Source organism: Xenorhabdus kozodoii (assembly GCF_002632875.1).
GTDB classification, from domain to species: Bacteria; Pseudomonadota; Gammaproteobacteria; order Enterobacterales; family Enterobacteriaceae; genus Xenorhabdus; species Xenorhabdus kozodoii.
This window is the reverse complement of the sequence record NZ_NJCX01000007.1, coordinates 64667-88438: the sequence shown is the minus strand read 5'-3', so window position 1 is coordinate 88438 and position 23772 is coordinate 64667. Positions and strand designations below refer to the sequence as shown.

The 23772-nt window shown below is 43.8% G+C and carries 20 protein-coding genes, 1 pseudogene and 1 other annotated feature; of the genes and pseudogenes, 15 read left to right on the top strand and 6 right to left on the bottom strand.

Annotated features, from left to right (window positions below):
- Window positions 1-23 precede the first annotated feature (23 nt).
- The 3 genes from hslO to Xkoz_RS06165 form a co-directional block, all read right to left on the bottom strand.
- Window positions 24-881: an Hsp33 family molecular chaperone HslO gene (gene hslO, locus Xkoz_RS06175; RefSeq protein WP_099141342.1), complete on the bottom strand. Its 858-nt coding sequence runs from the start codon at window positions 879-881 to the stop codon at window positions 24-26.
- A gap of 41 nt (window positions 882-922) precedes the next feature.
- Window positions 923-1342: a ribosome-associated heat shock protein Hsp15 gene (gene hslR, locus Xkoz_RS06170; protein WP_099141341.1), complete on the bottom strand. Its 420-nt coding sequence runs from the start codon at window positions 1340-1342 to the stop codon at window positions 923-925.
- A gap of 69 nt (window positions 1343-1411) precedes the next feature.
- A complete protein-coding gene (locus Xkoz_RS06165; protein ID WP_099141340.1) occupies window positions 1412-3514 on the bottom strand; it encodes an IgaA/UmoB family intracellular growth attenuator in 2103 nt (700 codons plus the stop codon).
- A 355-nt stretch (window positions 3515-3869) separates the two neighbouring features.
- Between Xkoz_RS06165 and nudE the strand changes: the two genes are divergently transcribed.
- Window positions 3870-4433 carry an ADP compounds hydrolase NudE gene (gene nudE, locus Xkoz_RS06160; RefSeq protein WP_099141339.1) on the top strand — a complete coding sequence of 188 codons (564 nt, stop codon included), beginning with the start codon at window positions 3870-3872 and terminating at the stop codon, window positions 4431-4433.
- Between the two features lie 388 nt (window positions 4434-4821).
- Here nudE and mrcA read toward each other — a convergent pair whose 3' ends face one another.
- Window positions 4822-7353: a peptidoglycan glycosyltransferase/peptidoglycan DD-transpeptidase MrcA gene (gene mrcA, locus Xkoz_RS06155; protein ID WP_099141338.1), complete on the bottom strand. Its 2532-nt coding sequence runs from the start codon at window positions 7351-7353 to the stop codon at window positions 4822-4824.
- A gap of 194 nt (window positions 7354-7547) precedes the next feature.
- Here mrcA and pilM point away from each other — a divergent pair, with 194 nt between their 5' ends.
- The 11 genes and pseudogenes from pilM (at window position 7548) to trpS (ending at window position 17375) form a co-directional block, all read left to right on the top strand.
- Window positions 7548-8393, top strand: coding sequence for a pilus assembly protein PilM (pilM, locus tag Xkoz_RS06150; protein WP_099141337.1), 846 nt, complete (start codon window positions 7548-7550; stop codon window positions 8391-8393).
- Window positions 8393-8944 (top strand): PilN domain-containing protein, encoded by a 552-nt coding sequence (locus tag Xkoz_RS06145; RefSeq protein ID WP_099141336.1) that lies wholly within the window; start codon window positions 8393-8395, stop codon window positions 8942-8944. Before pilM ends, Xkoz_RS06145 begins: the two co-directional genes overlap by 1 nt.
- The gene (locus Xkoz_RS06140) at window positions 8934-9560 is read left to right on the top strand and encodes a hypothetical protein (RefSeq protein ID WP_208615213.1); all 627 of its coding nucleotides are present in this window, start codon (window positions 8934-8936) and stop codon (window positions 9558-9560) included. Before Xkoz_RS06145 ends, Xkoz_RS06140 begins: the two co-directional genes overlap by 11 nt.
- Window positions 9557-10654: a secretin N-terminal domain-containing protein gene (locus tag Xkoz_RS06135; protein ID WP_208615212.1), complete on the top strand. Its 1098-nt coding sequence runs from the start codon at window positions 9557-9559 to the stop codon at window positions 10652-10654. The genes Xkoz_RS06140 and Xkoz_RS06135 overlap by 4 nt, the downstream gene beginning before the upstream one ends.
- Before the next feature lie 448 nt (window positions 10655-11102).
- On the top strand, window positions 11103-11624 hold the full coding sequence (aroK, locus tag Xkoz_RS06130) for a shikimate kinase AroK (protein WP_038237472.1): 522 nt from the start codon (window positions 11103-11105) through the stop codon (window positions 11622-11624).
- Window positions 11625-11669: 45 nt separating this feature from the next.
- The gene (gene aroB / locus Xkoz_RS06125; protein ID WP_099141335.1) at window positions 11670-12767 is read left to right on the top strand and encodes a 3-dehydroquinate synthase; all 1098 of its coding nucleotides are present in this window, start codon (window positions 11670-11672) and stop codon (window positions 12765-12767) included.
- Window positions 12768-13028: 261 nt separating this feature from the next.
- Entirely contained in the window at window positions 13029-13979 is a 951-nt protein-coding gene (locus Xkoz_RS06120) for an SPOR domain-containing protein (protein ID WP_099141334.1), read from the top strand.
- Window positions 13980-14066: 87 nt separating this feature from the next.
- Window positions 14067-14882, top strand: a pseudogene (gene dam, locus Xkoz_RS06115) (adenine-specific DNA-methyltransferase); the annotation flags it as partial.
- Between the two features lie 57 nt (window positions 14883-14939).
- Window positions 14940-15614 carry a ribulose-phosphate 3-epimerase gene (gene rpe, locus Xkoz_RS06110; RefSeq protein WP_099141332.1) on the top strand — a complete coding sequence of 225 codons (675 nt, stop codon included), beginning with the start codon at window positions 14940-14942 and terminating at the stop codon, window positions 15612-15614.
- Entirely contained in the window at window positions 15614-16336 is a 723-nt protein-coding gene (locus tag Xkoz_RS06105; protein ID WP_099141331.1) for a phosphoglycolate phosphatase, read from the top strand. The genes rpe and Xkoz_RS06105 overlap by 1 nt, the downstream gene beginning before the upstream one ends.
- A 4-nt stretch (window positions 16337-16340) precedes the next feature.
- Window positions 16341-17375, top strand: coding sequence for a tryptophan--tRNA ligase (trpS, locus tag Xkoz_RS06100; RefSeq protein ID WP_099141330.1), 1035 nt, complete (start codon window positions 16341-16343; stop codon window positions 17373-17375).
- A gap of 396 nt (window positions 17376-17771) precedes the next feature.
- Here the strand turns inward: trpS and yiiM are convergent, their stop codons facing one another.
- Window positions 17772-18443 carry a 6-hydroxyaminopurine reductase gene (gene yiiM, locus Xkoz_RS06095; RefSeq protein WP_099141329.1) on the bottom strand — a complete coding sequence of 224 codons (672 nt, stop codon included), beginning with the start codon at window positions 18441-18443 and terminating at the stop codon, window positions 17772-17774.
- 131 nt (window positions 18444-18574) lie between these two features.
- On the bottom strand, window positions 18575-19201 hold the full coding sequence (sodA, locus tag Xkoz_RS06090) for a superoxide dismutase [Mn] (protein ID WP_099141328.1): 627 nt from the start codon (window positions 19199-19201) through the stop codon (window positions 18575-18577).
- A 373-nt stretch (window positions 19202-19574) separates the two neighbouring features.
- Here sodA and acs point away from each other — a divergent pair, with 373 nt between their 5' ends.
- The 3 genes from acs (at window position 19575) to actP (ending at window position 23602) form a co-directional block, all read left to right on the top strand.
- Window positions 19575-21530 carry an acetate--CoA ligase gene (acs, locus tag Xkoz_RS06085; protein ID WP_099141327.1) on the top strand — a complete coding sequence of 652 codons (1956 nt, stop codon included), beginning with the start codon at window positions 19575-19577 and terminating at the stop codon, window positions 21528-21530.
- Between the two features lie 114 nt (window positions 21531-21644).
- Window positions 21645-21956: a DUF485 domain-containing protein gene (locus Xkoz_RS06080; RefSeq protein WP_099141326.1), complete on the top strand. Its 312-nt coding sequence runs from the start codon at window positions 21645-21647 to the stop codon at window positions 21954-21956.
- Window positions 21953-23602, top strand: a complete 1650-nt coding sequence (gene actP / locus Xkoz_RS06075) for a cation/acetate symporter ActP (RefSeq protein ID WP_099141325.1) — start codon at window positions 21953-21955, stop codon at window positions 23600-23602. Before Xkoz_RS06080 ends, actP begins: the two co-directional genes overlap by 4 nt.
- An 82-nt stretch (window positions 23603-23684) precedes the next feature.
- Window positions 23685-23772 (bottom strand) — a sequence feature (5S ribosomal RNA rRNA prediction is too short).

The following is a 23772-nucleotide window of genomic DNA, read 5'->3' as shown; positions in this document are numbered from 1 at the left end:
TATATAACGCCCTATAAAATTTATTATTTTGCTGCTTTTATTTCGTTAATGTCTTTCTCATCGAAAACATAATGCATGCCACAGAACTCACACTGCATGTCGATTTTACCATCATGATGCAAAATTTCCTGAAGATCAGCTTCCGACAATGTCACCAGAGTATCAGCACAACGTTGCTGGGAGCAGGTACAACGGAATACGACTGGCTGAGGTTCATAGAGCGTCACATCTTCTTCATGATAAAGGCGATGCAAAATCTCTTGTGCATCCAGCGTAAATAGCTCTTCTCCCTTAATGGTTGCAGTGAGTTGCACCAAGTGATCCAACATATCTTCGCTACCTTCCTGTGCCCCAGGTAAGATCTGCAATAACATGCCACCCGCGGCCATTTTTCCATCTTGCACGCCAGTGCGGATAAACAGACGAGTTGGCAACTGCTCTGACTGCTTGAAGTACGCATCCAGACACTCTGCCAACGTATTGCCTTCCAGTGCCACAACACCTTGATAACGCTCACCTTCAGTGGGTGTCACGGTGATAACGATATAACCATTACCAATCATATCGCGCAGGCTGCTGGCCGCATTCACTTCACCATCAATACGCGCCGTACCACGCATCTGTTGCTGGTTGTTACCATTAATCACCGCCAGTTTGACCGGCCCATCACCCTGAATCTGTACCGTGATGTCCCCATTGAATTTCAAAGTAGCCGTCAACAGGCTGGTTGCGACCAACAATTCACCCAATAGCTGCTGTACCGGTTGGGGAAAATGATGATTCTCCAACATCCGTTGGTAAGTTTCACTAACGGAAACGAGTTCTCCCCTAACAGAATGACTTTCAAATAAAAAGCGGTGTAATTGGTCATGCTTGGTCATAAATTTCTCTCATTTCACTGAGACGGTTGTACCCTTGGCTTTTATTGAGTATCTTCCGACCCATTTAATTTTGCGTTCTTGAATTTGATTAGCGTACGCCGTTCTTTTTTATCTGGACGGCGATCGGGATGTGGCATCGTGAGCGCATTCATTTTACGAGCCGACGCCATTTTTTCCCGATTGATAATACTTTCTGCCGTTTCCTGATAAAGCTGCTGAGCATCGGTTGCACTCCGTCTGTGACCACTCAATGCCAAGACGAGCACTGTTTTTTCATCATTTCCCTGACGCAGTTTGATCTTTGCATTCAACTCAACCAGCTTACTCGGCTTACTTCGCTGTCCATTATAATGGACTTTTCCCCCTTCAATCATTTCACGCGCGATGGAACGGGTTTTATAAAAACGGGCAGCCCACAGCCATTTATCAAGACGAACTTGATCAGTGCCTGAATTCTGCATGGATGTTTCTCCCAATGATCTGAATCGATGCTGGTAAAAAACGGGCTGAGGGTAACACAGCCCATCGGGTTATCGCCAATCCCTTGGCGGCGGAGACGAATTGAAACAGTTATCGTAATATTGGGTGAGATGCTGGAGACGCCGCTGGTTCTTCTGCTTTTTCTTGATAATCAACATGACGTTGATTATCAACATGGCCAACAAGATCGCCAATAGCAGGCTACTTCCCAAGTAACGAATGATAGACGTAAAATCCGGCTCACTGTGTAACATGATATGGCGAGTTCCATTGGGATCTTCTGACACTTTTGTCACAATTCCCTTGGTTTCAAATGGCGTTTTCATCAACAGCTCTAAAAGCCCCTGTAATTCTCGCCACCGATCTAAGGCTGAGTGTTCGTAGATGTACTGTGTCCGCATTGGATATTCAACTAATGTTTTCCCCTCTTCACTCAGCAGTAAAACACCGCCAGGAGATGGGCTGTTGATTAAAATCACCATCCTGTCGATCTCCCGATAGATAAATGATGCTGTTGTTGAATCAACCAGTTTTTCCAATGCATTGGCGCTAATAGAACGCAACAACACTTTGGTTCCATCCAATTTGCCGCTTTCCGCATCTTTCAGCAATACATGCCAATTTCTGGCATTTCCCAAATTGACGAGTGCATTTTTCAAACGATCACACTCAGCATCGTTCTGACACAACTTTTGGGTTTTCAAGATGATTTGTGAGAAATTGTCGAGCAAAGTCATGCCCGATTTAACAATGGATTCATTCAGACCCGGATTCACTTTACGTTCAACGGGGTGTAATTGCTCACCAACAGTTTTAATCAGTGCTGAGGCATTTTCGACAACTTCAGACTCCAGCATAGGTAATGGAATTTCACTATTCCAATAGATACCAACACAATCAAATGGCGCAAAGATGGTGATATTGGCTTTGGGCAGGATATTGGGGGGAACATAGCACATTCCAACCCCTTTGACGTTTAACACATCCCCTTCCTTCAACGACATATTTTGTAATTCACGGAAGCTGGTAATAACCTTGGTATTACTGCCATATAGCCAGGCAAAACTCAGCCGCATGGATAGGTTCACTGGTTGATAAAAGTAGAGTAACAGCATGACAAATACTGAGAAAACCACCAATATCACATTCTTTCTGCTACGTTGATACGGATAGAGCTTCTCTTCTTCATGCAAAGAAAGATAACGCCCCTGCCGCACAACATGGCAGTTGGGGTAAATATCGATATCGGTATTCTGATCAAGATCATGGGAAATATAAGGTTCCCAATGCACGGGATAAACCAGATCAACGCCACCCAAAGAGATATTCTTTCTTTGCTCTGGCTCAAATTCGCTGAATACGCCCCATCGCTTCGGTATGCCATTGAAACAATGGACGTTGGCTAATTTTCGGCCAGAAGGCAATCGAAAATGCGACCAGAAACTTGCCAGGATGAACAAGAACGCCACCAACATTAACCACGGCAACATCGGGATCGGCACGAAAAGAGCCGTAAACCAGAGTGATAGACCAACACACATCAAGATACTTTCCTGCATGCCCGTTGCTTTTCGCAACCGATATTCTTCCATCGTTTCTTTGCGGACATGCAGCAAGTTAGCACTTGAATTGCCATTTTTTTGAATAGAAGCATGCTCAGTTTTTGCCGCTGCTCGCATGATGGATAAATCTTGCTGATAATCTTTTAGAAAGTGACCATTAATTGCGATGACCAGCGGCATTGATGCGGTTTGAACAATCTCAACCGTATTTTGCTGCTTGATAAATGGCTCAAGCAACATAGGTAGATGTATTTCCGTCTCACCAAGATAATAGCGCCAATGATGCACACCCTCCGTTGCGGCAGAAAAACGGGTGATAGGATGAGTAATGGTATAAACATCCCCCTGTTTAACCGGTAGCACCGGAGAATCAGCCCGGTGTCTACTATTTGGCTTCATCCGTAAACGGGCATTTCGCAAATAAGATTCTATGGCTTGATATTCATCGATGTTCAGTTTGCGGCAGGCGGCCTTAGTCATTGACTGTAGATAACGCGCATTACCAAGCCGCCTCCATCTGAAAATCAGAAAGGAAGCCATTATAATCAGGCTAGCGATAAAAATAGCCAATATAATGACCAATGAGCTCATTTTTTCTCCATGCTCATAATAGCAGTACAGAGATCAGCAGAATAACAATCTCATGAAACACACAAAATCAGGCTATTCCTATTCTTGTCTTCTATTTTTAATTTTATTTACAAAAGGTTATATAATTTTTCTCATACCTTTCCATAAAATAAAGTCTTTTTACAAGGGTAAGATAGCAACAAAAATACATTCAAGCGATAATCGCTATCATTTACTAACATAATCGGCCATATTAAAGCAAAGCTTGAATGCGTATCCATTTCATCACAACACTTAAAAAATACAGTAATATTTAAGTAACTTGGCGCATTATTGTTTTAAATTATCCGGTATATGACAACCGTCAGGGGCAAGCATGATTGATCTGAAAAAACCTAAGATATTGAATATAAATGACGTTGCCCACTCGCGCTTATTCAATATTCAATCTGTTGATCTTGAGTTCAGCAATGGTGTAAAACGCGTTTATGAACGAATGAAACCGGCAAATCGTGAAGCTGTTCTAATTATTCCAATTATCGGGGATGAATTAATCCTTATTCACGAATATGCCGTTGGCATTGAACAATACGAATTAGGTTTTCCAAAAGGTGCCATTGATGCTGGAGAGAGTATTTTTGAAGCCGCCGAACGCGAATTGAAGGAAGAAATTGGTTTCGGCGCAGGAAAATTGGAGCTGTTGACGACATTGACGATGGCTCCCTCCTATTTTTCCAGCAAGATGAATATCATTATTGCTCATGAGCTTTATCCAGAATGCCTGGAAGGGGATGAACCTGAGCCACTCGTGCAGAAACGGTGGCCAATTTCTGACATGATGTCACTGTTGGAGCATCCTGATTTCAACGAAGCCCGGAATGTTAGCGCCCTATTTTTTGCCCAACGCTACCTGCAAGCAAAAAATAACGGAAAGTATTAGTTAATCCTTTTTTTAAAAACGGGTATAAGATTGATATCCCAGTACCCATTTTATATCCGTTTTAAACGAAATAGAGAGATAAAAAAACAAACACCTAAATAGAGTAAGGTTTAATTTTATAGGAGTAATAATTTTAATGATATTGATGAAAAACAATTTAGTTTATTAAATATAATAAATAAACAAATTAACTATATTTCCAAAATTAATTCGTACCATAATCATATCATTTCCATTAACGCATTTTTCATCAATCAATGGCATATTTCAGCCAAGCTGTTTACAACACCACAGCAGATAAGATCAAAAAATAATTGCCCCATATTAATAAGTGAGTGATAACAAAAGACCTCACCAGAAAGTTGGCGAGGCCTTTTTATTTTTTTATTTAGAACAATTCATGACTTTCACCATTCTCCGTCACTGTCGTACCCACGTCTGGTACGGCGTAGTCCGTCGGCTGAGTGCCGTCAATAAAGTACTCTTTGCGGGAATTACCACTACCGTTAGATAGCTTACCCGTTGCCCGATCGATGGTGACAGACACAATGCCGGCCGGGGGGGACATCATTTTTTCAGGAACACCTTCCAGCGCGGCTTTCATAAAATCATCCCAAATGGGCTGAGCCGTTTTCGCACCACCTTCACCTTTTAAGGCCGGGGTGCGCCCTAAACTCCGGCTGTGTTCATCGAAACCAATCCAGGCTGTCGCCACACTATCTGGGCCATAACCGGAGAACCACGCATCTTTTGAGCTATTGGTCGTCCCTGTTTTGCCACCAATATCACGGCGCTTTAAATCACGGGCAGCGCGCCAGCCCGTCCCCATCCAACCTGGCTCACCAAAGACATTGGTATTCAACGCATCATGGATAAGGAACGCCAGCGGTGTACTGATAACGTGAGGGGCGTACTGTTGGTCATCTACATTCACATTCCCCGATACGCTCTCTAATTCCGGTTGGGGCGACAAGGCCGGATTTTGCGGAACGTCAGAATGCGCTACGTTCTCAATGGAATCTTCGGACAACTCAATGGAACGTGACGTATCACCATAAATCACCGGAATATTTTCACATTGCGGGCAAGCAATCTTAGGTTTCGCTTCAAACAGCACTGTCCCTTCATCGTTTTCAATTTTGCTGATGAAGTAAGGATCAACCAAATACCCCCCGTTTGCCATGACGGCATAACCGCGTACTAACTGTAATGGGGTAAATGAAGGAGAACCCAAAGCCAACGATTCTGTGCGCACAACATTTTCACCCGGCAAACCAAAGCGCTTCAAATAATCAGCCGCGTAATCAACCCCCATCGCACGCATGGCACGAACCATCACCACGTTTTTGGATTGCCCCAAGCCCTGACGCAAGCGAATTGGCCCATCATAAGTCGGCGGTGAGTTTTTCGGGCGCCAATCTGTTCCGGCTCCGGCATCCCAACGGCTAATGGGCGCATCATTCAGCAACGAAGCCAACGTCAGCCCCTTATCCATTGCAGCGGTATACAGGAATGGCTTGATATTGGAACCGACCTGACGCAGCGATTGTGTCACACGGTTAAATTTACTCAGTTCAAAATCAAACCCACCGACCAACGCGTCTATCGCACCATTAATCGGATTGATGGAAACCAGTGCCGCATTAACTGCCGGCACTTGGGCTAACCACCAGTTATCATTGACTTTTCTGATCCAAATTTGCTCGCCTGCCTGGATAACTTCATTGACACTACGTGGTGCAGCACCTTGCAAGCTGTCCGTTTTGAATGGACGCGCCCAGCGCACACCAGCCATCGTCAATTCAACTTCACTGCCATCCACCAGCATAACCTGTGCCTGATTAGCACTGGATTTTGTCACAATTGCCGGCACCAGGGGGCCATACTTGGGCAACGTCTTCAGCTTAGCGATCATCTGCGTTTGGCTCCACGCCGGCTGGTTGGCTTTCCATAACACTTCCTGCGGGCCGCGATAACCATGACGGACATCATAATCAATCACATTGGAACGAACCGCATTCACAGCCGCCAACTGGGATTTACGCGTGATAGTGGTATAAACCTTATAACCATCTGTATAGGCATTTTCACCATAACGATTAATCATTTCCTGACGAGCCATTTCCGTCAGATAAGGCGCAGAGAAAACAATTTGTGGAACGTGATAACGGGCTACCAACTTTTCTTCTTTAGCTTCGTTATACTGACGCTGAGTGATATATCCCTCTTCTAACATCCTTCCCAATACGACATTACGACGGCTGACTGCTCGATCATAGGAATAAAGTGGGTTAAACGTTGAAGGCGCCTTCGGCAAACCCGCAATCATCGCTATCTCACTCAATGTCAACTCATTGGCGTTCTTACCAAAATAGACCTGAGCGGCGGCGCCAACGCCATAAGCACGATAACCGAGATAGATCTTGTTGAGATATAACTCCAGGATCTCATCTTTCGTTAACAACTGTTCGATCTTAATCGCCAGGAATGCCTCTTTCGCTTTACGAATCAAGGTCTTTTCTCGGCTAAGGAAAAAGTTTCTCGCCAGCTGCTGAGTGATGGTACTCGCCCCTTGGGAAGCGTGACCGGAGGTGATTACCACAGAAACAGCACGGATAACCCCGATGGGATCAACACCATGATGTTCATAAAAACGGCTATCTTCCGTGGCAATAAAGGCTTTCACCATTAGAGGTGGTATTTCTGACAAGGTAAGGGGTAAACGACGTTTTTCGCCATACTGGGCTATTAATTCGCCATCAGAACTGAACACCTGCATCGGTGTTTGTAGTCGGACATCCTTTAGAGTCGCAACATCAGGTAGCTGTGGCTCGATATATTTGTACAAACCAAAAATCGAGGCGACTCCCAATAAAATGCAAACAACAATAAGGATCAAAAAATACTTTATGAACTTCACCTGAAATTTCTCACGCCATGTTAATCGGGCAGTTTATAAACGATCAATACGTAGTATAAAAGGCTTAGTATAAAGAGATTAGTATAAGGGCTGTACAACACGATAGATATCACCTTTACCAATCCCGCTTTCATGTTTCATTAAGTTTTCATTAATTTTATGTTTTCGTTGACAGTAGATAAGGAGATCTCTACATGTATCCACCGAAATGGTATATCGGACTGGATGTCCAAGATCATGACATTCGCGCTCTTGCCGCCATTAAACGCCGTGACGGTTGGCAACTTCGACATTGTTGGCAATATCGCTTATCCAACGAGATTATTTCAGGAGGACGGCTACAAGATCCTGAAAAGCTACTCCGCATTTTAATGCAATGGCGAAAAATATTACCCAAGAATCTTAGCCTAAGATTCGCTTTCCCTGTTCAACAAACCTTGCAGCGACAGATCGCCTTACCGAATCATACTGCCTTGCAGGAGCCGGAACTCGGCTGGTTTGTGCATGCTAATGCTGAAAAACAGTTTCCTGTCAGCGATCTGGCGTTAGATTACCGTGTTCATGGTCAGCAAATTTGTATCAGCGCAACCCGCCAAAAAGATCTCAATCTCTGGCTAAATCTGTTCGCAGAGCTCAATCTATCCCTCGACGCCATTGATATTGCACCCTGCGCATTGCGTTATGTCGCCAAACTTGCAGGAGTGCCTGACGACAGTTGGTTGGTTCACAAGCGTATGACTGATTGGCTATGGGTCGCCCCTGCCAACCGATCTTTCAGTTATGGCCTAATCGCTTCACAGCCGGATTTTGACCTGACTCAGGTCATCAATCAGCTCCCCATGACGCCAGAAACAGAAGGTTATGCCATTTATTACAGCGATGAAGAGCAACCAGCATCAATACAAACAATATCAGCATTAACAAAATCGGTTAATGTTTGGCAACTCTTAATGGCATTCCGTCACTATTACCCACCGTTACCAGACAAAACAAATGCGTTCATTATTGCCGCAGGCTTAGCCCTGAGAACGAGTGATTAATGATGCATCAAGTCAATTTCTTACCTTGGCGGCAGAAAAGATTGAAACGCCAATGCCAGACATGGGGGGCACTGCTTTGTTTACAACTTATATTGTGGGCAACGGTATTGGGGTGTATTTCTACGTTGCAAACAAACCAGATTAGACAATATCGTGGACAATTAACGGAAATGACTCACCAGTTGGTGCAATTACAACAAACCATCAGTGCAACACACCAGGCGGTGCAACAACACCAGCAATTATCACAACGATTACGGAAGAAACGAATATTCATGGAACAGAATCAACGCTATTTACAACTATTTCGCCAACTTCCCCATTTGTTACCAGAGAACAGTTGGCTGACTGCATTTAGTGACGACAGTGGACAATTAATTTTTACCGCCCGCAGCCAAAGCTACACGGATATTTCTGATTTGGTAGACAACCTGACTGACGATACTTCGCTTATTAATGTGCAACTGAAAAAAATGACAACCACGGAAGATCATTTCAAGGTCTTTACCATTGATGCCGATTGGCTGGTGGGAGAATCCGATGAAAAATAATTACCTTGAATGGTTTTATCGGCCTGTCTGGCAACAGGTTGTTTTGCAGCAATTGCTGATTATTTCATTGCTACTGGGGTTCTACTTTTTGATCTGGCAGAACAATCGGCATGAAATTCACTCCCTCCAGAGCAACATTAAGCAGCAGCAACATAATGCGGTACTTTTCCAACAGAAACTTGCTGAACTGCCATCCCTGTCCGAAACTCAACAGCAGATCCAACGCATAACCACAAGCCTGGCTCAAAACAGCCATCTTTCAGTAAGGAATATCGCCTCTGCCCAAAATACGACCATACTCAAACGACTGCATATACCGCTAATCCAATCCGGCAGTCAATTAATGGAGTGGAAAATTCACAGAGAAAATGAACACGTTTTCTGGCATATCATGCTGTCACAAAATTATGACCAATTTCTCCATTTCTTGAATGGCATTCAAACGTTGCAACCGCCGTTACTGATTAAGCACATCACCATTACGCCTGCCGACGACAACCTCATGGTTAACATGGTTTTTTCAGAGGGCGCGTTGCCGGCTATCGTTCCGCCAGATAGGGATTTGCCCACTATTCCAATTTCACATCCTGATCCGGCTGATAGGGAGAAATCATGAACCGCTATTTTTTGATTCTCCTAACAACCTGCCTCTTATTCCCCCTGACCGGTTTTGCTACAGAACGTGTTGCTGCGGAAAACCCGACCGGAGAAGCGCCTAATGTCGAAATGCCGGTCAGGAACCCGTTCCAGCCACCAACATATGCGACAGAGAACGAAACGGATTTTTCTTCAACAGAACAAAATGAGCAAGAACAAGAGATCGAATATCAGGCAATTACCCTGCAATATGCCGATGCAGAACAAGTGGCAGGACAATTGCAGCACAATCATCCGGCATTACTGACAAAATGGGGAAAGGTGGAACACGATCCCTTAACCAATAGCCTGATCTTGGAAGATAAATTTGATGCCATTACCCGTATCAAAAACTGGTTGAAAGAAGTCGATACCCCACAACAACAAGTCCAAATTACTGCCCATATTGTTACCAGTAGTCAAGAAGCCCTGCATGAATTGGGCATCCATTGGGGAATGAATGCTGATCCACAGAACCCATCAATGGGGCTAAACCGCTTAAATCTACATCAACCGGCTGGCAACCAACGCCATAGGTTGGTACTCAATACTGCCCGCATTCATGCAAACTTGCTAGAGCTGGAACTCAGCGCATTAGAGCAGGAAAACCAGCTTGATATCATTGCCAGCCCACGGCTAACAGCTTCACATCAACAAATCGCCAGTATCAAGCAAGGTTCTGATATTCCCTATATCGTTCAGGATAAGGACAAAACAACCGTCCAATTTAAAGAGGCAGTATTGGGTATGGAAGTGACTCCCCACATTTTGAGGCAAGGGAAAATCCGTCTCGCACTGAAAATCAGTCAGAATGCGCCAGGTTTTCCCATCAACCAAGGAGGAAATGAAAATCTGGCCATCGATAAACAAGAGATCATCACCCAAGTTACGATTAGAAATGGGGAAACCTTGATCCTTGGCGGGATTTTTCAACAGAAAAAAACGGCAAGTTTGCAAAAAGTTCCTTATCTGTCAGACATTCCCCTATTAGGATTACTATTTAACCAAAAAGGAGAGCAACATAGCCGCAGGGAACTCGTAATTTTTATCACGCCTCAACTGACTGATATTTAACCAAAATTAAAATATCACATAGAAATCAATCCATTAATGGCAAAAATTGTATTTTTTCTGTCAAATAACCGGGTATTTTTCTTTGATTGGCCTGTTTATGGATTTGACGCTGAGAGTAATTTAGCATACAAGGATTAACTAATTGAGTGAGCAGATCTAACATCGCAAGCAGGAGCCTATACCCAATAGATTGTAAATTGCAGCACAGCAGCAAATTTGCAAGGATGGAAGGTAAATACCGTAGGTTCTCAATCGGCCAGCAAAAGCATGAACCAAATGATTCAGGTTCGTGCGAAATTTATATAGTTGCAATACAGGCTGATGTGCTGAGATAATTTTCCTATCTGATCTCACATTCTCACTCATGAGGTTTCAGTTTAGGTCCCGCTGCTAATCTGATTGGCGGGGCGGGTTATCATTAATAAACAGTCTTAGTAATACCAAAAACATGGCAGAGAAACGCAATATCTTTCTGGTTGGGCCTATGGGTGCCGGCAAAAGCACTATTGGTCGTCAGTTAGCTCAACAACTCAATATGGAGTTTTACGACTCTGATCAAGAAATTGAGCGACGTACCGGAGCTGACGTGGGCTGGGTGTTTGATGTGGAAGGCGAAGAAGGCTTCCGCGACCGCGAAGAAAAAATAATTAACGAATTGACTGAAAAACAAGGCATCGTATTGGCTACTGGAGGGGGTTCTGTTAAATCAAAAGAAACCCGCAATCGCCTGTCTGCCCGTGGTGTCGTCGTCTATTTAGAAACAACCATCGAAAAACAGTTAGCTCGTACTCAGCGCGATAAAAAACGCCCTTTACTTCAAGTTGATGCACCAGCACGAGAAGTTTTAGAAAATTTGGCTGATGAGCGCAATCCTCTCTATGAGGAAATTGCAGACGTGACTATTCGCACAGATGAGCAAAGTGCCAAAGTCGTCGCTAACCAAATCATTGAATTACTGGAAAAAAACTGATTATAGCGAGTCCGCACAGCGGCAAACGATAAGGCGAAAGCTGATATGGAACAAGTGACTGTTACGTTAGGTGAAAGAAGCTATCTCATTACCATAGCCGAAGGGCTATTTTCTGACAGTGAGGCATTCAAGCCCTTGCAAGCCGGCCAACAGGTCATGATAGTGACCAATGAAACGCTTGCTCCCCTGTATCTTGAACAGGTGAAATCCACATTGCAGGGAATGGATCTTCGGGTAAATGAAGTTATTTTGCCTGACGGTGAACAGCACAAATCACTTTTTGTGCTCAATGACATTTTTTCCGCTTTGTTGGAAAATAATCATGGTCGTGACACAACACTTATCGCCCTTGGTGGTGGTGTAATCGGTGATATGACGGGGTTTGCCGCGGCTAGCTACCAACGCGGCGTCCGCTTCATCCAAGTACCCACCACTCTGCTCTCTCAGGTTGACTCTTCCGTCGGCGGAAAAACAGGGGTCAACCACCCTCTCGGCAAAAACATGATAGGCGCGTTCTACCAGCCAGCTTCTGTTGTTGTCGATCTCAATTGCCTGAACACATTGCCCGCTCAAGAGTTATATTCGGGTCTGGCCGAAGTCATTAAATATGGCATCATTCTGGATGGCGAGTTCTTTCGTTGGCTTGAAGAACATATTGAAAAATTACTGGCTCTGGATAGCCAAGCGATGGCTTATTGTATTCGTCGTTGTTGTGAACTCAAGGCGTTGGTTGTTGCGGCTGATGAACAAGAGCGCAGTGGGATGCGCGCACTGTTAAACCTCGGTCATACCTTTGGACATGCGATTGAAGCTGAAATGGGTTATGGTGTCTGGCTGCATGGCCAGGCTGTTGCTGCGGGTATGGTGATGGCGGCAAGGGCATCTGAACTTGTCGGCACATTCTCAAAACAGGACACCCAACGTATCATCCACTTATTGGAACGGGCAAAATTACCGGTCAATGGCCCTGACGTAATGTCTCCTGATGCCTATTTACCTCATATGATGCGTGACAAAAAAGTGTCAGCCGGAAAGCTGCATCTGGTATTACCGACGGCCATTGGGGAAGCAAAACTTCATTCTGATATTGGGAAAGAAGTGATATTGGATGCCATTCGTCTATCTCAGCCATCTCCCCGCTAGATACATGATGATCCCAAAACTAATATCAACTCACTGTTTTTACGATAAATTTCACTACCAAACTGAAATTGGGAAGTGAAGACAATTTTGGGATATGGCAAAATTTGGCGCTAATAATAAAAGCTGAATGGTGAATTATTATCTAGCTGTTATGCTATAGAATAGCTACATTATCAAATAAAACATCATTGGTTTTAGTTAGGTCAGACTGCCAAACCTCTTAAATAACAATTGGCAGAACTATCTCTGTTGGGAGGGCATATGGACGAATTAAAATCAGAAAATAAACCAAAAACAGAAAATGAATTAAAGCCAGATACTTCAGATCGCAGCCCTCAGCGCTCCAGAAGCAAATTCAATCAACCCAGACTCGCGATATCCCGCCAACAAATGATGATCGGTGTGGGTATTCTGGTGCTTTTACTGCTGATTATTGCCATCAGCTCTGCATTAAAATCACCCACTGAGCATGAAAAACAGCAATCGTCAAATGTAGCGGAAAAGAATATTGACCTTTCTGGCTCATCTTCACTTTCCACCAATCCTTCTGCCCGCGGGCAAGAAAATCCGTCAGAGCCAACAACGCATGAAATCAGTCCACCACCCATTAGTAGTACCCCAAGCGGGGATCTTCCTCCCGCAACAGGAACCGGTGGCTATAACCAGCGCATAGAATTACCTGGCGATATTTCTGATGCTTTGAATCAACAACAAAGCAACATTAATAATTCTGTGCAAAACAATCTGGTGCAACCCACCAAACCGACGGTAACACCCCCTGTTGAACCAAACAAACCAGAGAAGGTTGCACCATCGAAAGCTGCACCCGCAAAAATAGAAAAACCCAAAACAGAGAATAGGGTCAGAGAAGATAATCACGCCAAAGTGACAAATCATCATCAGGCCAACAAAAAGAGCGGCGCTGATGCGGGTAGCGATCTGCTGAAAGCACCAGCAAACCGATTCACTCTGCAATTGAGTAGTGCCAGCCGTTCTGATACCTTAACCGCCTTCGCGAAAAAAAATAACCTTGTTGATTACAAGGTTTATGCAACCAAACGCGATGGCAAGCCATGGTTTATTTTGATCTACGGTAATTACCGTTCTGTTTCTGATGCGAAAAGCGCCATTTCCTCACTCCCTGCTGAAATTCAGGTCAAAAAGCCTTGGGTCAGGAAACTACAACAAGTTCAGCAAGATCTGAAAAAATAAAACTATTTTGATTAGGCGCTGATATGCTGTCCTAAACAGAGTACAATCTGCGACTCTGAAATTATTGAATAACTAATTTGACGGCATGAAAAAAAACGCGCTTTCTTAAAATGGGCCGGTGGAAAATACCCCTTGGTAGATGATATTAAACGTCATTTGCCACAGGGCGATTGCTTGATTGAGCCATTTGTTGGCGCAGGCTCGGTATTTCTCAATACCGATTATGATTCTTACATTTTGTCAGATATCAATAACGATCTGATTAACCTGTACAATGCCGTAAAATCTCGTGCGGATGAATTTATTAATCATGTCCGTCCATTATTTTCATCGGAATTCAACACTGCCGAAAACTTCTATCGCTTGAGAGAAGAGTTCAACAAAAGCCAAGATCCCTTTCGCCGCAGTATGCTGTTTCTTTACCTGAACCGTCACTGTTATAACGGGCTTTGTCGCTATAATTCACGAGGTGAATTTAACGTCCCTTTTGGGCGCTACAAAAAACCTTATTTTCCTGAAAACGAGCTTTATTGGTTTGCTGAAAAGTCTCAGAAAGCAACTTTCATCTGCCAACATTATGAAATAGCATTAAACAATGCCAAAAAGGGATCGGTGATTTATTGTGATCCCCCGTATGCCCCACTCTCAGCGACGGCTAATTTTACCGCTTACCATACAAATAGCTTTAACCTTCTCGATCAGGAAAATCTGGCGCGTATCGCCTATCATATCTCGTCTCAAAAAGGCGTTCCGGTGCTCATATCTAACCATGACACACCGATGACACGGGAATGGTATCATCAGGCTTCTCTTCACATTGTAACCGCCCGCCGGACAATCAGTAGAAATATCCTTGCCCGCAGTAAAGTTGATGAACTTTTGGCGTTATACTGCCAGAAGTGATTAAAGTTTCCCGCCCTGAAATAACAGGGATAAAACAATGAATTGGAGAAGATAACAATGAAGAAAAACTTTCTGATTGCCCCATCCATTCTATCCGCAGATTTTGCTCGATTAGGTGAAGATACTGCTAAGGTTTTGGCAGCAGGCGCAGATGTTGTGCACTTTGATGTCATGGATAACCACTATGTGCCAAATTTGACGATTGGCCCAATGGTTTGTCAGGCACTGCGTGACTATGGCATTACAGCGCCCATTGATGTTCACCTAATGGTAAAACCGGTTGATCGTATTATTCCTGATTTCGCCAAGGCGGGTGCTACCTATATCACTTTCCATCCTGAAGCGAGCGAACATATCGATCGCACATTACAACTTATCAAGGAACATGGCTGTAAAGCGGGCTTGGTTTTCAACCCAGCAACCCCCCTGAGCTATCTTGATTACGTATTGGATAAATTGGATGTGATCCTGTTGATGTCCGTCAACCCAGGTTTCGGCGGCCAGTCTTTCATTCCAGAGACACTGAAAAAACTGCGCCAGGTACGCGAAATCATTGATAATAGCGGATACGATATCCGTCTTGAAGTTGATGGAGGCATCAAAGCCAATAATATTGCCAAGGCGGCTCAGGCCGGCGCTGATATGTTCGTTGCCGGCTCTGCTATTTTCAGCCAGCCAGATTATAAAGCGGTTATTGATGAGATGCGTCGCGAATTATCGAAGGTAGCATAATGAAAAATGGCGTTATAACAGGTATCCGTGCCATTGCTTTTGATTTAGATGGCACACTGGTAGACAGTGCTGGTGGTCTGGCTGATGCTTTGGATCAGGCGCTGATTGCCAAAGGCTTGCCCGCAGCGGGCAAAGCGCGCGTTGCCATCTGGATAGGTAATGGGGCAGATGTCATGGTTGAGCGTGCATTAACATGGGCCGGTGCAGAGCCGTCTCCCGAATTGCATAGCGAAACACGCAAGTTGTTTGATAAATTTTATCAAACGAGCGTAACCACAGGCAGCCAACTGTTTCCTCATGTAAAAGAGACGTTGGCAGAACTGGCAAAACACAATTTGCCAATGGCGATTGTCACGAATAAACCCACTCCCTTCATTGCGCCATTGCTGGAATCATTAAGTATCAGTGAATATTTTTCATTGGTATTGGGTGGTGATGACGTTAAAGAGAAAAAGCCTCATCCCGCACCACTCTATCTAACAATAGGTATGTTTGGTCTGCATAAAGAAGAATTGCTTTTTGTCGGTGATTCCCGTAATGATATTTACGCGGCACAAACTGCTGGTTGCCCTTGTGTTGGCTTAACTTATGGATATAACTACGGCGAGCCGATAGCATCAAGCCAGCCAGATTATGTATTGGACCATTTTCCGGATTTACTGCCAACTATTGGATTATCCACTTTGAAACCATTATCCAGTCTGAAAATACAGGAAGATTAATAAAATGAATGACCCCACTGCAATGAAACCAAACTCCCAAAAACCTATTGTATTCAGCGGCGCACAACCTTCCGGTGAATTGACCATCGGTAACTATATGGGGGCGTTACGTCAGTGGGTTAAGATGCAAGATGAATATGATTGCATTTATTGCATCGTTAACCAGCATGCCATTACCGTACGTCAAGATCCTAATGAGCTGAAAAAACGCACGCTGGATACGCTGGCGCTTTACCTTGCCTGTGGTATTGATCCAAAGAAAAGCACCATCTTCGTCCAATCACATGTTCCACAACATACTCAGTTGAGCTGGGTACTGAACTGCTACACTTATTTCGGTGAGCTTAGCCGCATGACCCAGTTCAAGGATAAATCAGCCCGTCATGCAGAAAATATCAATGCCGGCCTGTTTGATTATCCTGTTCTTATGGCTGCTGATATTTTGCTTTATCAAGCTAACCAGATCCCGGTGGGGATTGACCAGAAACAGCATCTCGAATTGACCCGTGATTTGGCGCTGCGTTTTAACGCCTTATACGGCGATATTTTCACTATTCCAGAACCCTTTATTCCAAAAGGTGGCTCTCGTGTGATGGCGTTGCAAGATCCGAACAAGAAAATGTCAAAGTCGGATGATAACCGCAATAACGTCATTGCCCTGTTGGAAGATCCTAAGTCCGTTGCCAAAAAAATCAAACGCGCAGTTACCGATTCTGACGAACCACCTCGTGTACATTATGATCTGGAAAACAAACCTGGCGTTTCTAACTTACTGGATATTCTCGCGGGTGTAACAGGTAAAACGATCCCTGAATTAGAAACCGAGTTTGAAGGTAAAATGTACGGCCATTTGAAAGGAGCTGTTGCCGATGCCGTCAGTGAAATGCTGACAGGTTTACAGGAACGTTTCCATCATTTCCGTAATGATGAAGCCTTACTGAACCAAATCATGGCAGAGGGTGCAGCCAAAGCCCAGGCTCGTGCGCAGGCAACTTTGGATAAAGTCTATGCAGCGGTAGGTTTTATCACGCATTCGTAATAGATTAATCAATGCCAAAGGGTATACATTTCCCCCTTTGGCATTATTTTTTACCCTTGATTTTGTTTCGCTAAGTGTATTAGAAATTAACACCTTGTTATTTACCCATAAATTCACTTCAAAACTAGGATTTTCAGATTTTACGGTAATAATATTTCTTAAGTTTCTCTCAGAGATTTCATTACCCGTCCAAAAGTAATGTATTTTTCTTGGGATATTCATAATCCCCCTTTTTTTAGGTTAGATTAATTTATTAATTTTAACTACTCCCCAATAGTTAGACATTTACAAAGACAAAAAACACCTTAAATTCAGGTGTTAACTTTAATCTTTCTAATTCATATTGTTGTGATAAAAAGCACATTTAAAATGTGACCACATGATAAATAAACTTCATTAATTACCCAATAAACGACGATTGAAATCCTCAATTTTTCCATGCAAGATGCGTTTTTGCATTGTCAGATGCCAACTGGCAGACAACCCAGCAACTCCCATTAAGCGACGATACAGCTCTTCATCAAATGGGTTATGAAAAGCAATGGAAATGGCTTCCCTAACAGAAACATCGCTATTACGGCTTAACAGTTTTATCGGTTCACTCGTATTAACTAAGCCAGGAGAGATAACACGGTATAGCCAACCACAGCGCCCGTTATCTTGCATCATGGCAGCAAAGTCACTGATGTTTGTAATAAGATTGAGTTTATAACATGGGGAACGCGGTTGAGTTACCTGTAGCAGAGTTTCCCCCCATTGGAAAATATCGCCAATATAGACATTATCTTCCGTTATTCCCTCTGTGGAGATATTCTCACCAAACAACGGGGATACAAATAATTCTGATAATTCAGTAAATTGCCTTTTCCAAAACAGGTAATGCTCCCTTGGATAATGGCAAAGCGCACGATCCGCCCCGCCATGAAAACGAGATTCCGCTTGTTCATCACCTTCCAGTCCAAGAGAGGTTAGCTGTAAGCGGCCATTCACCACCCGTTTATTGATTGCACTGAAACCCAGTGTTTCTGACGGTGATATTTTGCCTCTATATACTTGTGGGTAATACATTTTTTATTTCCTCTCAATCAACTAGTGCAGGTGATAAGTATTACTCAGGCATAATAACTAAGATTACAGGTAATAAAAATGCCGGTCGCAGATATGACCAGCATTATTTTTAGAAAAAACAATTGGATTGATTATTTAATTTTTTCTTCGTAGCGTCTTACCGCTTCGTCCCAGTTTACAACGTGCCAAAATGCTTTGATGTAGTCAGGACGGCGATTTTGATATTTCAGATAATAGGCATGCTCCCATACATCCAGCCCCACAATCGGGTAACCAGAAGCACCGGCTATTTCGTCCCCCATTAGTGGGCTATCCTGATTAGCTGTTGAAACAACAGCAAGTTTGCCATCTTCTTTCAGCACCAGCCATGCCCAGCCAGAGCCAAAGCGAGTTGCGGCTGCCTGTTCGAATTTTTCTTTAAAGCTGTCAACACTGCCAAAATCCCGTTCAATAGCCGCTTTCAAGTCACCATCCAATACCGTGCCTAATTTTAGTCCCTTCCAAAATAGGCTATGGTTTGAATGTCCCCCCGCATTGTTGCGGACAAAAGTACGTTTATCGGCTGGAATTTTATCAAGCTGTTGAATGAGATCATCGATATCAAGTTTGCTTAATTCTGGGAAGGCTTCCAGAGCAGTATTTGTGTTGGTGACATACGTTTGATGGTGTTTAGTATGATGAATTTCCATCGTTTGTTTATCGAAATGAGGCTCTAGCGCATCATAAGAGTAAGGCAGAGAAGGCAATGAATAGCTCATATCATATCTCCAGTTGTTTAGAATATATAAAGCTCACACCTTGTGAACAGCATGATTATTATAGTGAATTGAACAATAATGAAAATGATTATCAATTCCATGTTATCACTATGGTTTCCTTGATACATTCACGTTTCATGTCTTTGTTTAGATGAAAATATCTATACGAAACACAAATAACAGAATATTTATCCAGTAAAAATCATAAGTCCGTTGCTTAGTCTTGTTTAAACCCGCAGCATTAAATGATCATTTCGTGAAATTCATTCTCTTTATTGCGTGATCTTCCGCGCAAAAAAGAAACAAAATTTCTTCTTACACTTTAGTTAACCTTGTTTTGACATAGTATTAACAATTGCAAGGAGATAAAAATATGACTCAAATAATCAAGCATCCTATTCCTGCTGATATTGCTGATACGGCTCTGATAAGCAAGCAGCAATATCTACAAGACTATCAATGGTCGTTACAAGATCCAGATGGCTTCTGGAGTGAAAAAGGTAAGATAGTTGACTGGATTAAGCCCTACACCAAAGTCAAAAATACGTCTTTCGACCCAGGGCACATTAGCATCCGCTGGTTTGAAGATGGCACCCTGAACTTAAGTGCCAACTGTCTCGATCGCCATTTGCAAGAGCGTGGTGATCAAACAGCCATTATATGGGAAGGAGATAACCCCGCAGAATCCCGACATGTTACGTATCGAGAGTTACATCATGATGTCTGCCAGTTTGCCAATGTACTGAAAAAACTGGGGATTAAAAAAGGCGATGTTGTTGCTATCTATATGCCAATGGTGCCAGAAGCCGCTGTCGCTATGCTGGCCTGTGCCCGTGTCGGTGCAATCCACTCAGTCATTTTTGGTGGCTTCTCTCCTGATGCCATCGCTGGCCGGGTTATCGACTCCAACGCCAAGCTCGTCGTTACCGCAGACGAAGGCTTGCGAGCAGGCCGAACAATTCCTTTGAAAAAAAATGTCGATGAAGCCCTGAACAACCCTAACGTTACTAGCGTGACCAATGTGGTTGTTTTCAAACGTACCGGAAATACCAAAAATTGGAATGACCAGCGTGACTTATGGTGGCATGAACTGATCGCGAGTGTGAGTTCAGAATGCCTCGTCGAAGAGATGAGTGCTGAAGATCCATTATTCATTCTTTATACCTCAGGCTCTACCGGCAAACCCAAAGGTGTTCTGCATACGACGGGCGGTTATTTGGTCTACGCATCTTTAACGTTTAAATACACGTTTGATTATCGCCCAGGGGAAATTTACTGGTGCACAGCCGACATAGGTTGGGTAACCGGGCATAGCTACCTGCTATATGGGCCCCTTTCTTGTGGCGCCACAACGTTGATGTTTGAAGGTGTACCCAACTATCCTGGCGTTAACCGTCTCTGTCAGGTCATTGATAAACATAAAGTTAATATTCTTTATACTGCGCCAACCGCCATCAGAGCATTAATGGCCGAAGGCGATACAGCGATAGAAGGCACTAAACGCACCTCATTGCGCATTATGGGTTCTGTTGGGGAGCCAATTAACCCAGAAGCATGGGAATGGTACTACCAAAAAATAGGCAATAGTAAATGCCCTATCGTAGATACATGGTGGCAAACCGAAACCGGTGGATTCATGATCACACCGCTACCAGGAGCTACCGACTTGAAAGCAGGCTCGGCCACTCTGCCATTCTTCGGTATTAGTCCGGCATTGGTTGATAATTCCGGGGAAATTTTGGCGGGTGTGAGTGAAGGCAACCTTGTTATCACCGATTCTTGGCCAGCGCAGGCGCGAACTTTGTATGGTGATCATGAGCGTTTTGAACAGACCTATTTTTCCACGTTCAAGGGAATGTATTTCAGTGGTGATGGTGCCCGGCGTGATGAAGATGGTTATTACTGGATCACTGGCCGTGTTGATGATGTTCTGAATATTTCAGGGCATCGTTTAGGAACGGCAGAAATTGAATCAGCCCTGGTTGCCTATCCTAAAATCGCTGAAGCTGCTGTGGTTGGTATTCCTCATCATATCAAAGGGCAAGCTATTTACGCCTATGTCACGCTAATTCATGGTGAAGTACCTTCTCCCGAATTGTATACCGAGGTTAGAAATTGGGTTCGTAAAGAAATCGGTCCGATTGCAACACCCGATATCCTTCATTGGACAGACTCGCTGCCCAAAACGCGTTCCGGAAAGATTATGCGACGTATTTTGCGCAAGATTGCTTCCGGTGATACCAGTAACTTAGGAGATACCTCCACATTGGCCGATCCAGGTGTTGTTGAAAAACTGCTGGAAGAAAAACAATCTATCAATATGTCGTAAAGCATACACGCCGCCGTAAGGCGGCTTGAATAACGTACAGAGCTGAGCTAATTCCTCGGATACGGCTCATATGGCTTAAGGTGTGACGTAATATCACAACCAGGAGATACTCCAATGAGTGACGACATTTATCAAGAGATTGAGAATAATCCCCGCTTTAAGGAGTTAGTTAAGAAGCGGGGACGTTTTGCCTGGCTGTTATCCATCATTATGTTAGTGCTTTATGTTAGTTTCATTTTTCTTATTGCTTTCGCGCCTGAATGGCTTGGAACGCAACTTAATGCAGACACCAGTATGACACGGGGAATTCCTGTCGGGGTTGGGATCATCTTCATCTCTTTCATACTGACCGGAATTTATGTCGTCAGGGCGAATAGTGAATTTGATCGTCTGACGTCAACTATTCTCAACGAGGTGAGAAAATGAAAAAGATCGTATTACTCTTTTCCTCCCTCTTTCCTCTCCTGGCTCAAGCAGATGCCATTTCAGGTAATGTCGAAAAACAACCTTTGAATATTCAAGCAATTATTATGTTCTTGTTATTCGTCGGGTTAACTCTTGGCATTACTTATTGGGCTTCAAAGCGAACTATTTCACGCTCAGATTATTATACCGCTGGCGGGCGTATCACTGGATTCCAGAATGGTATGGCGATAGCGGGTGACTATATGTCAGCAGCGTCGTTTCTAGGAATTTCAGCGTTAGTTTATACCTCTGGCTATGATGGGCTGATCTATTCCATTGGTTTTCTCGTTGGCTGGCCCATTATTCTATTCCTCATTGCTGAAAGGTTAAGAAATTTAGGGCGTTACACCTTTGCGGATGTTGCTTCTTATCGGCTGAAGCAGCGCCCCATCCGTACCTTATCCGCAGTAGGTTCATTAGTTGTTGTTGCGTTATATCTAATCGCTCAAATGGTCGGCGCGGGAAAACTGATCGAGTTGTTATTTGGGTTGAATTATTACATTGCGGTTGTTTTGGTCGGTATTTTGATGGTGCTGTATGTATTATTTGGCGGAATGCTGGCAACGACATGGGTTCAGATTATTAAGGCTGTTTTGTTGCTGGCAGGGGCAACATTTATGGCTCTGATGGTCATGAAAGCGGTCAACTTTAATTTTAATACCCTGTTTAAAGAGGCCATTGCAGTACACCCCCTTGGGCCTGCCATCATGAGTCCCGGAGGATTGGTTTCTGATCCTGTTTCTGCTCTCTCTTTAGGATTGGCACTCATGTTCGGTACTGCGGGCTTACCCCATATTATCATGCGATTTTTTACCGTTAGTGATGCTAAGGAGGCTCGTAAAAGTGTTTTCTATGCAACAGGCTTTATCGGCTATTTTTATATCCTGACATTTATTATCGGATTTGGTGCAATTTTATTGGTCAGCGCTAATCCTTCATTCAAAGATGCAACCGGCGCATTAATTGGTGGTACAAATATGGCCGCGGTTCATCTGGCAAGTGCCGTTGGCGGTAACTTTTTCCTTGGTTTTATCTCTGCTGTTGCTTTTGCCACTATTTTGGCTGTAGTCGCAGGGTTAACACTGGCAGGCGCTTCCGCCGTATCCCATGACCTCTATGCCAATGTGATTAAACGGGGACAAGCCAATGAGCGGGATGAACTAAAGGTTTCCAAAATTACCGTCGTTATTCTGGGGGTAGTTGCTATTGGCTTGGGTATTTTGTTCGAAAAACAAAATATTGCCTTTATGGTTGGATTAGCCTTTTCCATTGCTGCAAGCTGTAATTTCCCTATTATTTTACTGTCAATGTACTGGCGCAAGCTGACTACTCGTGGAGCGTTAGTTGGTGGATGGTTAGGGTTACTAACAGCCGTTATATTAATGATCCTAGGCCCCACGATCTGGGTCAGTATTCTTGGTCATGAGAAACCCATTTATCCTTATGAATATCCAGCTCTGTTTTCCATGTTTATCGCGTTTATCGGAGCCTGGTTAGTTTCAATTACAGATACATCGGAACAAGGAATGCAGGAAAGGGAAATGTTTCGCAGTCAGTTTATTCGTTCGCAAACAGGTGTTGGTATCGAACAAGCAAAAGCACATTAGCTCTTCTGGTGGTATTTAATCCCAACGCAAAAAAGCCATCCGGTGAAGGATGGCTTCTCTGTCTGAAGTGATGTCTGGCAGTGCCCTACTCTCGCATGGGGAGGCCCCACACTACCATCGGCGCGACGGCGTTTCACTGCTGAGTTCGGCATGGATTCAGGTGGTCCCAC